This is a genomic window from Azospirillum brasilense, from assembly GCF_008365405.1.
Taxonomy (GTDB): domain Bacteria; phylum Pseudomonadota; class Alphaproteobacteria; order Azospirillales; family Azospirillaceae; genus Azospirillum; species Azospirillum brasilense_D.
On sequence record NZ_QOKV01000004.1, the window covers coordinates 88,067 to 100,781 of the forward strand.

The following is a 12,715-nucleotide window of genomic DNA, read 5'->3' on the forward strand; positions in this document are numbered from 1 at the left end:
GGAGCGCGCCCGTGGCATCGGTTGCACAATTCATAGTAACACGATTTTTTGTACACTATAGTATTTATGGCGCAACCGTAATGAGAGTGCCGGACACCGCGTCGCACCGGCCGGCATCACCGCAGGACGACGGCGAAATGGCCTTTCCACTTAGGAAAGGCCGTTCGGTCAGGTTCCGTCACACAACGACGCGGGTCAGTTGATCGGCTCGGCGCGGTTGCCGAACAGGGCGCGCAGCTTGCGCCCGATCGCCGACACCAGCAGGCCCTGGTTGCCGCCCTCCGGCTTGGGGAACCAGTCCGGCTCCTCGGCCTGGATGCGCCGCACCACCGTCAGGAACGCCTCGACCACCAGCGGGTCGAAATCCTTGCCCGCCCGCTCGGCGATCCAGGCGATGGCGTGCTCGACCCCCCAGGCCTTGCGGTACTGGCGGTCGGTGATGAGGGCATCGAACACGTCGGCCACCGCCATGATCCGCGCCGAAACCGGAATGGCCCCGCCGCGCAGCCCTTCCATGTAGCCCGACCCGTCGTAGCGCTCGTGGTGGTAGCGGGCGATCTCCGCGGCGATGGACAGCAGGCTGCGCCCGCGCAGGGGCAGCGCCGCCTCGCTGAGGATGCGGTGGCCGATCAGGGTATGGCGCTGGATGGCCGCCATGTCGTTGTTCGCCAACTCGCCCGGAATGCCCAGCGTCTCGTCCGACACGCTCAGCATGCCGACGTCGTGCAGCAGGGCGGCCAGCCCGACCTTCTCCGCCAATTCGTCGTCCAGCTCGTCGGCGAAGCGGCCGTGGACGCGCAACTCGCGCGCGATGTCGCCGACCAGCCGCTCGATGCGCTGGAGATGGCCGGCGGCGGCGTTGTCCTTGTATTCGGCGAGCGAGCCCATGGCGAGGACGGTGGCCTTCTGGGCGGTGTTCAGCTCCTCGAACAGCAGGGCGTTCTCGAAGGCGATGGAGCATTTGTTGCGGAACAGCTCCAGCAACTGCCACTCGCGCGCGGTGCCCTCGTTGTTGTGGCCCTCGACGTAGATCATGCCGATGATCCCGCCATGGGCGCGCAGCCGCAGCGCGCAATAGCCCGGCTCCACGATGGTCTCGGAACTCGGGCTCAGCCGTTCCAGCGCGGCGGCCACGCTGGGCTCGCCCAGCTCGGCGACGTCCACGTCCTTCCATTTGGCGAAGCGCCCGGTGGAGGCGCGCACGCGGATGCGGCGGTCGCGCGGCAGCGTGTCGCCCTGGATGCACAGCAGCGCGTGCCGCCCGATGCCCAGCAGCCCGACGACGCGCGGCAGGATGTTGGGGAACAGCACGTCCGGGGTGCGCATCTCCAGCAGGCCGGTGGTCGCCACCAGCATGCGGGCCAGCGCCTTGCGCCCGGCGGCCTGGGTCTGCAGGTTGAGGAAGGCGCGGAGCCGCGGCACGACCGCGGTGCGCAGCGTGCGCGCCGTCAACCCGTCCTTCAGGCGGTAGTCGCTGACGTCGTGGCCCTCCACCACCTCCTCCTCCGGCGCCCGCTCGGGATGGGCGGTGCAGACCAGGATGCGGACGCGGCTGTTCCCCAGATCCTTGCGGATGTGGTCGATGAGGCCGAGCCCTTCCGGCACCCCATCCGCCGCGGGGTCCAGCACCGGCTCCAGCAGGACGGCGGCGGTGCTGGGGTTGCGGTACAGCGCCTCGCGCGCCTCGGCGGCGGTGGCGGCGGTCAGCACCGTCACCGGCGCCCCGTCCAGCGCGAAGCCGTCGAGCGCGGCGCGCGTCAGCCCGGCCAGCGCCGGGTCGGGATCGACCACGAGGACGTGCAGGCGGGGCTTGGCGGGGGGAACCGGGTTGGCCTCCGGCGGGCGGGCGTCGTCGTTGGGCATGATCGTCTCGTTGGTTGCGCGCCGCAAGCGCGCCGGCACGAAAAATACGCCCACTCCCGGACTCATTCAACTTTCATCGATTTGGACACGAAGGGCCGCTCCGTAATAACCGCCTCAATAACCGCCTCTTCCGGTTACGCCCCTCCGCCTGTTGCCTGTCGCAGCAAATCGGCTACCCTCTGCCTACAACGGCGGCAAACCGCCGCAAAAAATCAGGGAAGGATTGGAGCGATGGCTCTCAGGGCCGAACAGCTCAAGGACGAGCTGACCGAAGAGGTCGTGCGGCAGGTTCGCGAGCGGCTGGGCCGCAGCCGTGCGGCACCGGCGGAGCGCTTCGTACGGCAGTTCTACGACAACGTCCCGCCCGACGACATCATCCAGGCTCCGGCGGAGCAGCTCTACGGCGCGGCGCTGGCCATGTGGCAATGGGGTCAGCAGCGCGAGGCGGCGGACCGCGCCAAGGTCCGCGTCTACAATCCCCGTGTCGAGGAGCATGGCTGGCAGTCCCACCGCACGGTGGTGGAGATCGTCAACGACGACATGCCCTTCCTCGTCGACTCGGTGACCGCGGAGCTGAACCGCCAGGGGCTGACCGTCCATCTGGTCATCCACCCCGTGGTGCGGGTCAAGCGCGACGCCGACGGCCAGCTGGTGGAGATGTACGAGCCGGCGGCGGCCCCCACCGACGCGGCCCCCGAATCCTTCATGCATGTCGAGGTCGGCGCGGTCACCGGTGCCGCCGCGCTGGACCAGGCCCGCGAAGGGTTGGAGCGCGTGCTGGCCGACGTGCGCGCCGCCGTCGCCGACTGGCGGGCCATGCGCCAGCAGGTGCGCGCCGCCATCGTGGAGGCCGACTGCGCCCGCGCCGCCGTCCCGGCGATCATCCCCGACGACGAGGTGGACGAGGCCAAGGCCTTCCTGTCCTGGGCCGACGACGACCACTTCACCTTCCTCGGCTACCGCGAATACCGCTTCGAGAGCGGCGCCGACGGGGCGGACTCCTCGCTGGGTCTGGTCGCCGGCAGCGGTCTGGGCATCCTGCGCGACGACTCCGTCACCGTCTTCGACGGGCTGCGCAACTACGCCACCCTGCCGCCCGACGTGCGCGACTTCCTGCGCAACCCGCGCGTGCTGATGGTGACCAAGGGCAACCGCCCTTCCCCCGTGCACCGCTCCGTCCCGATGGACGCCATCCTCATCAAGCGCTTCGACGCCGAGGGGCGGATCGTCGGCGAGCGGCTGGTCGCCGGGCTCTTCACCTCCGTCGCCTACAACCGCAGCCCGCGCGAGATCCCCTATCTCCGCCGCAAGGTCGCGGAGGTGATGGAGCTGGCCGGCTTCGACCCGCAGGGCCATGACGGCAAGGCGCTTCTGCACATCCTGGAGACCTACCCGCGCGACGAGCTGTTCCAGATCCAGGTGCCGGAGCTGCTGGACATCGCGGTCGGCATCCTGCACCTGCAGGAGCGGCAGCGGCTGGCCCTGTTCGTGCGCAAAGACCCGTTCGAGCGCTTCGCCTCCTGCCTCGTCTACGTGCCGCGCGACCGCTACGACACCACCCTGCGCCGGCGCATCCAGTCCATCCTGGAGGCCGCCTACGCCGGCACCTGCACCGGCTTCACCACGCAGCTGACCGAAAGCGTGCTGGCCCGCCTGCATTTCATCATCCGGACCGAGCCGGGCCGCGTGCCCGCCGTCGACGCCACCGATCTGGAGGCGCGGCTGGTCCAGGCGTCGCGCGGCTGGGACGACCATCTGCGCGACGCGCTGGTCGAGGCCCATGGCGAGGAGCAGGGGCGCACCCTGTTCCGCCGCTACGCCGACGCCTTCCCCACCGCCTACCGCGAGGAGTTCAACGCGGAAGCCGCCGTCTTCGACATCGACCGCATCGAGAAGGCGACGGCCCAGGGCACGTTGGGCATCAACCTCTACCGCCCGCTGGAGGCCGAAGGGGACGAGCTGCACGTCAAGATCTACCACGAAGGCCGCCCGGTGCCGCTGTCCGACGTGCTGCCCATGCTGGAGCACATGGACCTGAAGGTGATCACCGAGGCCCCCTTCGAGATCGCCATCGCCGGCCACGCCGCCCCGGTGTGGATCCACGACTTCACCGCGCGCTCCCAGAACGGGCTGCCCATCGACTGCGCGATGGTCAAGGAGAAGTTCCAGGACGCCTTCGCCGCCGTCTGGGACGGCCGGATGGAGGATGACGGCTTCAACCGCCTCGTGCTCCGCGCCGGCCTGACCGCGCGGGAGGTGACGGTGCTGCGCGCCTACGCCAAGTATCTGCGCCAGGCCCGCATCCCCTATGGGCAGGACGTGGTGGAAAGCACGCTGGCCGGCCATCCGGCCATCGCGCGCAAGCTGGTCGCCCTGTTCCACAGCCGCTTCGACCCGGCCCGCCGTTCGCAGAACGATCCGGGGCTGGCCGCGGAGATCGAACGCGCGCTCGACGGGGTGAAGAACCTGGACGAGGACCGCATCCTGCGGCGCTTCCTCAACCTGCTGTGCAACACGCTGCGGACCAACGCCTATCAGAACGGCGCGGACGGGCGGCCCAAGACCTACCTCTCCTTCAAGATCGACAGCCGCCACATCGACGACCTGCCGCTGCCTCGCCCGATGGTCGAGGTGTTCGTCTACAGCCCGCGGATGGAAGGCGTCCATCTCCGCGGCGGCAAGGTGGCGCGCGGCGGCATCCGCTGGTCCGACCGGCGCGAGGATTTCCGCACGGAGATCCTCGGCCTGATGAAGGCCCAGATGGTCAAGAACACCGTCATCGTGCCGGTCGGCTCCAAGGGCGGCTTCGTGGTGAAGCGCCCGCCGCCGCCGTCCGCCGGGCGCGAGGCGGCGCTGGCCGAGGGCATCGAGTGCTACAAGACGCTGATGCGCGGCCTGCTCGACATCACCGACAACCTCGACGCCGAGGGCGCGGTGGTGCCGCCGCCCGAGGTGGTCCGCCACGATGGGGACGATCCCTATCTGGTGGTCGCCGCCGACAAGGGCACCGCGACCTTCTCCGACATCGCCAATTCGGTGTCGGTGGACCACGGCTTCTGGCTGGGCGACGCCTTCGCGTCGGGTGGCTCCGCCGGCTACGACCACAAGAAGATGGGCATCACCGCCCGCGGCGCCTGGGAATCGGTGAAGCGCCATTTCCGCGAGCTGGGGCACGACACCCAGACGCAGGACTTCACCGTCGTCGGCGTCGGCGACATGTCGGGCGACGTGTTCGGCAACGGCATGCTGCTGTCGAAGCACATCCGCCTGCTCGCCGCCTTCGACCACCGGCACATCTTCATCGATCCCGACCCCGACGCCGCGCGGAGCTGGGAGGAGCGGCAGCGCCTGTTCGACCTGCCGCGCTCCTCCTGGGCGGACTACGACGCGGCGCTGCTGTCCGCGGGCGGGCGGGTGTTCGACCGCTCGGCCAAGTCGCTGGAGCTGACGCCGGAGATTCGCCAGCGCTTCGGCATCGCCAAGGACCACGTCACCCCGCTGGAGCTGATGCAGACCCTGCTGAAGGCCGAGGTGGACCTGCTGTGGTTCGGCGGCATCGGCACCTACCTGAAGGCGGCGGAGGAAACCAACGCCGAGGTCGGCGACAAGGCCAACGACGCGCTGCGCATCGACGGGCGCGACGTGCGGGCCAAGGTGATCGGCGAGGGCGCCAACCTCGGCGTCACCCAGCGCGGCCGCATCGAGGCGGCGCGGCACGGGGTGCGGCTGAACACCGACGCCATCGACAATTCGGCGGGCGTCGACACCTCCGACCATGAGGTGAACATCAAGATCCTGCTGAACGACGTGGTCGTCCGAGGCGACATGACGCTGAAGCAGCGCGACCAGCTGCTCGCCGCCATGACCGACGAGGTGGCCGGTCTGGTGCTGGCCGACAACTACCTGCAGAGCCAGGCCCTGACCGTCGCCCGCGCCCAGGGTCCCGACGCGCTGGAGGCGCAGGCCCGGCTGATCCGCTCGCTGGAGAAGGCGGGGCGGCTCAACCGTGCCATCGAGTATTTGCCCGACGAGGAGGAGCTGTCCGCCCGCATGGCCAACCGCGAGGGGCTGACCCGGCCCGAGCTGGCCGTGCTGCTGGCCTACGCCAAGATCACGCTCTACGACGATCTGCTGGCGTCGGACCTGCCGGACGATCCCTTCATGGCCGACGACCTCACCCGCTACTTCCCCAAGCCGCTGCGCAAGGCCCATGCGGAGGCGGTCGGGCGGCACCGGCTGCGGCGGGAGATCATCGCGACCAGCGTCACCAACAGCCTCGTCAACCGCACCGGACCGACCTTCGTCAAGGAGATGATGGAGAAGACCGGCATGGGGCCGGCGGACGTCGCCCGCGCCTACACCATCGTGCGCGATGCCTTCGGCCTGCGCTCGCTGTGGACGGGGATCGAGGACCTCGACACCGTCGTCCCGGCCGCGCTCCAGACCAGCATGATCCTGGAGACGGTCCGCCACATGGAGCGAGCCGCCGCCTGGTTCCTGGCGAGCTGCCAGCAGCCGCTGGACATCGCCCGCGAGACGGAGGCCTTCCGGCCCGGCATCGAGACGCTTCTCGCCGGTCTCGACAACGTGCTGGACGCCGAGGAGACGGCCCGCCTGACCGCCCGCGTCGCCTCCTACCAGGAGCAGGGCGTTCCCGCCGAGCTGGCCCGCCGCATGGCGGCTCTGCCGGTTCTGGCCGCCGCCCCCGACCTCGTCCGCATCGCCGGGCGCACCGGACGCGGGGTCGCGGACGTCGCCGCGGTCTACTTCATGCTGGGGCGCCGCTTCGGCCTGGAGTGGCTGCGCGACAAGGCCGCCGCTGCGAAGGCGGAGAACCATTGGCAGAAGCAGGCGGTGGCCGCCCTGGTGGACGATCTGTTCGCCCACCAGACCGCGCTGACCACCCGCGTTCTGGAGTCGGTGGACCAGCTTCCCGCGGAAGCCCCCGTGGAGGCCTGGATCGCCCACCGCCGCCCAGTGGTGGAACGGGTGGAGCAACTCCTGTCCGAGTTGCGCACCCAGCCCAACGTCGACCTGTCGATGCTGGCGGTGGCGAACCGGCAGCTCCGCGGCCTGACGGCGGGGTAAAAGGCTTAAAAACCCCTCTTCCGGCCCCCTTCGGGCGGGTCCGGAAGAGGGTTTCCCATGCGTCCGCCCCGCTTTCCGGCTATGGTGCGGCCATTCCAAGGAATGTCCGCCCAACCGGAGCCCGCCGCGATGACCGACCCCCAGCCCACCCTGAACGACGCCATCCGCCTGCTGCGGACGAACGATCTGGGCGGGGCGGAGGCGGCCTGCCGGGCGATCCTGGCGACCGACCCGCACAACGCGCAGGCCCTGCACCTGCTGGGAGTCGTCGCCGCCCACACCGGCCATCCCGACGGCGCGCTCGACCTCTTCGCCCTGGCGATTTCCGAGGATGGCAAGGACCCGTCCTTCCACAACAGCCGCGGCAGCCTGCTCTTCCAGCTCGGCCGCGCGGCGGAGGCGGAAGAGGCGTTCCGCGCCGGCATCGCCCTCAACGACCGCCTGCCGGAGCTTCACGGCAATCTGGGCAACGCGCTGAAGGCGCTGGGCCGGCTGGAGGACGCCGAGGGCGCCTTCCGCGCCGCCCTTGCCCTGCGCGGCGACGCGCCGGAGATGCACAATTTCCTGGGCACCACCCTGCGCGAGCTGGGCCGGCTGGACGAGGCGGAGGCCGCCTTCCGCGCCGCGCTGGAACGGGCGCCGGAGTATCTGGAGGCCCGCTACAACCTCGCCGAGGCGCTGAGCACCCGCGGCGCCCTGGAGGAGGCCGAGGAGGCCTTCCGCGTGGTGATCGCGGCGGCGCCCCGCTTCGTCCCCGCCCATGTCGGCCTCGCCCACACGCTGCAGAGCCTCGACCGCGCCAACGAGGCGGTCGAGGCCGTTGAGGCCGCCCGCGCCATCGCGCCGGACCACCCGCTGGTGCAGTTCACCCGCCGGCTGATCTATTCCAACGCCGTCCCCGGCTGGCACCTGCCGATGATCAACGATTTCGAGCGCAACGACGCCTACGAGGCGGCCCTGAAGCGCGCGGTGACCCCGGACTCGCTGGTCCTGGAGATCGGCACCGGCTCGGGCATCGTCGCCATGATGGCGGCGCGCGCCGGGGCGCGGAAGGTGGTGACCTGCGAAGTGAATCCGATCCTCGCCCGCATCGCCCGCGAGACCGTCGCCAACAACGGCTACGCCGAGCGCATCGACGTGGTGCCGAAGCTGTCCACCCGCCTGTCGGTGGGCGCGGGCGGCGACCTGCCGGAGAAGGCCGACGTCTTCGTGTCGGAACTCATCAACATCGGCATGCTGGCGCCGCGCATGCTGTCGGTGCTGCAGCACGCGCGCACCCATCTGGTGAAGCCCGGCGGCGCGATCATCCCGCGCGCCTCGACCGTCTACGCCATGCTGGTGGAAACGCCGGAGCTGGCCCGCATCAACCCGGTGAAGCGCATCGGCGGCTTCGACATGTCGACCTTCGACGTCTTCCGCTCCCCCGGCTATCAGCAGATCGACCTCGGCGCCGACACCCACACACCGCTGTCGGCCCCCTTCACCGCGCTCGATTTCGACTTCACCCGCAACATGCCCGAGGAGGGCGGTCGCGAGATCGCCGTGGAGATCACGGCGGAGGGCACCTGCCACGGCGTGGCCTTCTGGTTCGACCTGCAGATGGACGAGGAGGTCACCTACCGCTCCGAAAGCCGGGCGCGGACGAACCACTGGAAGCAGGCGATGACCTATCTGGAGACGCCGATCCGCGTGCGCCCCGGCGATTGGCTGACCATCGTCGCCCGCTACGACAACAACCAGATTTCGTTCGGCGTGGGCGGTTGAGCGGCACACGCCCCGGGTTTTCCCGCAGGCCGAAGCCAGCCGATCGACGCCGAACCGGAGAGGCCCCCATGAGCACCGATAAGACTTCCGACCGCGTCGCCGCCGACGTCGCCGTCCCGCTGCCGGACCTGTCGGATCTGGAGCGCCAGAAGGCGGAGATCGAGGCGATCCAGGCGCAGATGATGCAACTGCGCGCCCGGATCGATCAACGGCTGGACGACCAGCGCCCCACCATCGACCTCGTCCCGGTCCGCCTCGACCCGCCGCCGCCGTCCGTCGAGTAATCCGACCGATGGCCAACGACACGCCGAGCCGCCGTGCCATCGCGTCCTGGTGCCTCTACGACTGGGCGAACTCGTCGTACAACACCATCGTCACGACCTTCATCTTCTCCGTCTACTTCGCCCGCGGCGTGGTCGGGGACGAGGTGGCGGGCGCCTCGCGCTGGAGCGCGGCGCTGACCGTCGCCGGGCTGCTGATCGCCCTGCTCAGCCCCGTGCTGGGCGCGGTGGCCGACCGGACGGGGCGGCGCAAGCCGTGGATGGCGCTGTTCACCGCCCTGACCGTGGTCTTCTGCGCCGCCCTCTGGTGGGTGAAGCCCGACCCGTCCCACGCTTTGTTCGCCCTGGTCTGCGTGGTCATCGGCACCGTCGCCTTCGAACTGGCGAACGTTTTCTACAACGCCAGCCTGACCGCGCTGGCGCCGCCACGGATGCTCGGGCGGATTTCCGGCTGGGGCTGGGGCATCGGCTATTTCGGGGGCTTGGCCTGTCTGGTGGTCGCGCTGTTCGTCTTCGTGAAGTCGCCTGCCCCGCTGTTCGGCCTGCTCGACACCGCGGAGCAGGCGCCGGTGCGCGCCACCGCCCTGCTGGCCGCCGCCTGGTATGGGCTGTTCGCCCTGCCCTTCTTCCTGTTCGTTCCGGACGTGCCGGCGACCGGCCTCGGCATCCGGCAGGCCGCTCGGGAGGGCATGACGACGCTGCGGCGGACGCTGGCGGAGACGCGCAAGTACCGCAACACGCTGCGCTTCCTGATCGCCAGCGCGATCTACCGCGACGGCATCAACACCATCACCGCCTTCGGCGGCATCTTCGCCGCCCACGCCTTCGGCATGAGCTTCGAGGAGATCCTGCTCTTCGCCATCGCGCTGAACGTGGTGGCCGGCGTCGGGGCCATCGGCTTCGCCTGGGTGGACGATCGGATGGGGGCCAAGCCGACCATCCTGGTCAGCCTGATCGGCCTGACCGCCTTCGGCGTGCCGCTGCTGCTGGCGACGGAGAAGGCGTGGTTCTGGGTGCTGGCCCTGGGGCTGGGCGCCTTCTTCGGGCCGGCGCAGGCGGCCGGGCGATCGATGATGGCGCGGCTGGCCCCGCCGGGCATGGTGGGCGAGATGTTCGGGCTCTACAGCCTGACCGGGCGCATGGCCGGCTTCGTCGGGCCTCTCGCCTTCGGGCTGGCGACCGCGCTGTTCGAGAGCCAGCGGGCCGGCATGGCGAGCGTTGTGGCTTTCTTCGTCATCGGTTTTGGGCTTATGCTGACGGTTCGGGAGCCGGCACCGGGCGATGCGAATACGGTGCGACAGTCCGCCGCAGCCTGACGGCGGATTCACCCAGCGGAAGCTGCTAACTTGCCTTTTGCTGCGACGCACAACGAATTTTGCGCGGAGGGCGGAACGGACATGTTGCACATCAAGGACATCGAGGCCTTCGCGCACATCAACGAGGCGCTGGCCCGCGACCACGCCGCGGCGCGTGGAGAAGGCGATTTGGCGGGGCATCCTTCGCCCCATCATCCCGCGATGCATCCGGCGATGCTGATCGCCATGGCGGCGACCGGGCGGCTGAAGCCGGACGAGGGGACGGACGGGGATTCCCCCCAGGGCGGGGCTGCCGCCATGCTGGCGCGGATGTTGGGGGCGCGGCGGGGGTAAAAAGTACTGGGAACGTCGGCGTATTGCCCCCACCCCGACCCTCCCCCGCTTCGCAGGGGAGGGAGAATGGTCCCCTCCCCTGCGAAGCGGGGGAGGGTTAGGGAGGGGGCAATGGATGCAGCCCCTGCGCGCCTCAGTGCCGGAAGTGGCGCATCCCCGTCAGCACCATCGCCAGTCCCTTCTCATCGGCGGCGGCGATGACGTCGTTGTCGCGGATCGAGCCGCCGGGCTGGATCACCGCCGTCACCCCGGCTTCCGCTGCGGCCAGCAGGCCGTCCGCGAAGGGGAAGAAGGCGTCCGAGGCGACCACCGAGCCCTTGGTCAGCGGCTCCGACAGGCCGGCGGCCTTGGCGGCCTCCGCCGACTTGATGGCGGCGATGCGGGCCGAGTCGACGCGGCTCATCTGGCCGGCGCCGACGCCCACCGTGGCGCCGTTCTTGGCGTAGACGATGGCGTTCGACTTCACATGCTTGGCGACGCGGAAGGCGAAGAGCAGATCGGCCAGCTCCTGCTCCGTCGGGGCGCGCTTGGTCACCACCTTGAGGTCGGCAGGCGTGATGCGGCCGTTGTCGCGGTTCTGCAGCAGGAAGCCGCCGGACAGCTGCTTCACCATCATCCCCGGCTCGGCCGGGTTCGGCACGTCCTTGGTCAGCAGGACGCGCAGGTTCTTCTTGGTGGCGAGCAGGGCGCGGGCCGCGTCGTCGGCGTCGGGGGCGATCACCACCTCGGCGAACAGCTTGGCGATTTCCTCCGCCGTGGCGGCGTCCAGCGGACGGTTGACGGCGATGATGCCGCCGAAGGCGCTGACCGGATCGCACAGCAGGGCCTGCTTGTAGGCGTCGAGCAGGTTCGCCCCCTCGGCGACGCCGCAGGGGTTGGCGTGCTTGATGATGGCGACGGCCGGGCGCTCGAACTCGGCGACCAGCTCGAAGGCGGCGTCGGTGTCGTTCAGGTTGTTGTAGGACAGCTCCTTCCCCTGGAGCTGGATCGCCGTCGCGACACCCGGACGCTGCTCGCCGGTGACGTAGAAGGCCGCCTGCTGGTGCGGGTTCTCGCCGTAGCGCAGGGTCTGGCTGAGCTTGCCCGACAGGGTGGTGCGCGGCGGGAAGGTCTCGCCGAGCTGGTCGGCCAGCCAGGAGGAGATGGCCGCGTCGTAGGACGCCGTGCGGGCGTAGGCGCGCTGGGCCAGGGTGCGGCGGAGATTCAGCGTAACGGCGCCGTCATGGGTCGCCAGTTCGTCCAGCACCGCCTCGTAATCCTCGGGGTCGGTGACGACGGTGACGAAGTCGTGGTTCTTGGCCGCCGCGCGGATCATCGCCGGGCCGCCGATGTCGATGTTCTCCACGCAGTTGGCGTAGTCGGCGCCCTTCGACACCGTCGCCTCGAACGGGTAGAGGTTCACCACCACGAGGTCGATCGGCGGGATGTCGTGGGTGGTCATCGCCTCGGCGTGGATGTCACGGCGGGCCAGGATGCCGCCGTGCACGCGCGGGTGCAGCGTCTTGACGCGCCCGTCCATGATCTCCGGGAAGCCGGTGTGGTCGGAGACCTCCTTGACCGGGATGCCGGCCTCGGCCAGCCGCTGGGCGGAGCCGCCGGTGGACAGGATCTCCACGCCCTTGGCCGCCAGCGCCTGACCGAGCGCGACGAGGCCCGTCTTGTCGGACACGGAGATCAGCGCGCGCGTGATGCGGACCAGATCGGGGGCGGGCGAGTGGGCGACGTTCGGCGGGCTCATCGGGGCATCCTGGCTGTCATGGAACCGGCTGCGGCGGGCAGGGCCTGGGAAGACGGGACCTGAGGAAAAGCGAAACACCCCGCTTCGTCACCCCCGCTGGGGCGCAAAGAGCGCTGACATCAGCCGTCCGCCGCCACTTTCATCATCCGTCATTCCCGCGAAGGCGGGAATCCAGTGTTCCCAAGGCTTGACGCAACAGCGAAGCCTGGATTCCCGCCTTCGCGGGAATGACGTGGACAGATGTGTCTCCACATCCGGAAGCGGCGTTTCCAGCCAAGCCAGCGCCCATGCGCCTTTCCAGGAATCACGAACGCAGGAGGTCGGTGTCTCCG

Annotated in this window: 7 protein-coding genes; 5 read left to right on the top strand and 2 right to left on the bottom strand. The window is 69.8% G+C overall.

Annotation, left to right across the window (positions count from 1 at the left end):
* Positions 1-195: 195 nt before the first annotated feature.
* Entirely contained in the window at positions 196-1,863 is a 1,668-nt protein-coding gene (locus tag DS837_RS08935) for an HD-GYP domain-containing protein (RefSeq protein ID WP_149164419.1), read from the bottom strand.
* Between the two features lie 231 nt (positions 1,864-2,094).
* Between DS837_RS08935 and DS837_RS08940 the strand changes: the two genes are divergently transcribed.
* The 5 genes from DS837_RS08940 (at position 2,095) to DS837_RS08960 (ending at position 10,645) form a co-directional block, all read left to right on the top strand.
* Entirely contained in the window at positions 2,095-6,951 is a 4,857-nt protein-coding gene (locus DS837_RS08940) for an NAD-glutamate dehydrogenase (RefSeq protein ID WP_149164420.1), read from the top strand.
* Positions 6,952-7,080: 129 nt separating this feature from the next.
* Positions 7,081-8,715 carry a tetratricopeptide repeat protein gene (locus tag DS837_RS08945; protein WP_149164421.1) on the top strand — a complete coding sequence of 545 codons (1,635 nt, stop codon included), beginning with the start codon at positions 7,081-7,083 and terminating at the stop codon, positions 8,713-8,715.
* 68 nt (positions 8,716-8,783) lie between these two features.
* Positions 8,784-8,999, top strand: coding sequence for a hypothetical protein (locus tag DS837_RS08950; protein ID WP_149164422.1), 216 nt, complete (start codon positions 8,784-8,786; stop codon positions 8,997-8,999).
* 8 nt (positions 9,000-9,007) lie between these two features.
* On the top strand, positions 9,008-10,312 hold the full coding sequence (locus tag DS837_RS08955; RefSeq protein ID WP_345772113.1) for an MFS transporter: 1,305 nt from the start codon (positions 9,008-9,010) through the stop codon (positions 10,310-10,312).
* A gap of 81 nt (positions 10,313-10,393) precedes the next feature.
* Complete coding sequence (locus DS837_RS08960) at positions 10,394-10,645, top strand: hypothetical protein (RefSeq protein WP_149164423.1); 252 nt, start codon at positions 10,394-10,396, stop codon at positions 10,643-10,645.
* Positions 10,646-10,778: 133 nt separating this feature from the next.
* Here the strand turns inward: DS837_RS08960 and purH are convergent, their stop codons facing one another.
* Positions 10,779-12,383, bottom strand: coding sequence for a bifunctional phosphoribosylaminoimidazolecarboxamide formyltransferase/IMP cyclohydrolase (purH, locus tag DS837_RS08965; RefSeq protein ID WP_149164424.1), 1,605 nt, complete (start codon positions 12,381-12,383; stop codon positions 10,779-10,781).
* Positions 12,384-12,715 lie beyond the last annotated feature (332 nt).

Excerpts from the sequence above, each read along its gene's own strand:
- DS837_RS08935 (WP_149164419.1), bottom strand. The coding sequence starts at position 1,863 with ATGCCCAACGACGACGCCCGCCCGCCGGAGGCCAACCCGGTTCCCCCC.
- DS837_RS08940 (WP_149164420.1), top strand. The coding sequence starts at position 2,095 with ATGGCTCTCAGGGCCGAACAGCTCAAGGACGAGCTGACCGAAGAGGTC.
- DS837_RS08945 (WP_149164421.1), top strand. The coding sequence starts at position 7,081 with ATGACCGACCCCCAGCCCACCCTGAACGACGCCATCCGCCTGCTGCGG.
- DS837_RS08950 (WP_149164422.1), top strand. The coding sequence starts at position 8,784 with ATGAGCACCGATAAGACTTCCGACCGCGTCGCCGCCGACGTCGCCGTC.
- DS837_RS08955 (WP_345772113.1), top strand. The coding sequence starts at position 9,008 with ATGGCCAACGACACGCCGAGCCGCCGTGCCATCGCGTCCTGGTGCCTC.
- DS837_RS08960 (WP_149164423.1), top strand. The coding sequence starts at position 10,394 with ATGTTGCACATCAAGGACATCGAGGCCTTCGCGCACATCAACGAGGCG.
- purH (WP_149164424.1), bottom strand. The coding sequence starts at position 12,383 with ATGAGCCCGCCGAACGTCGCCCACTCGCCCGCCCCCGATCTGGTCCGC.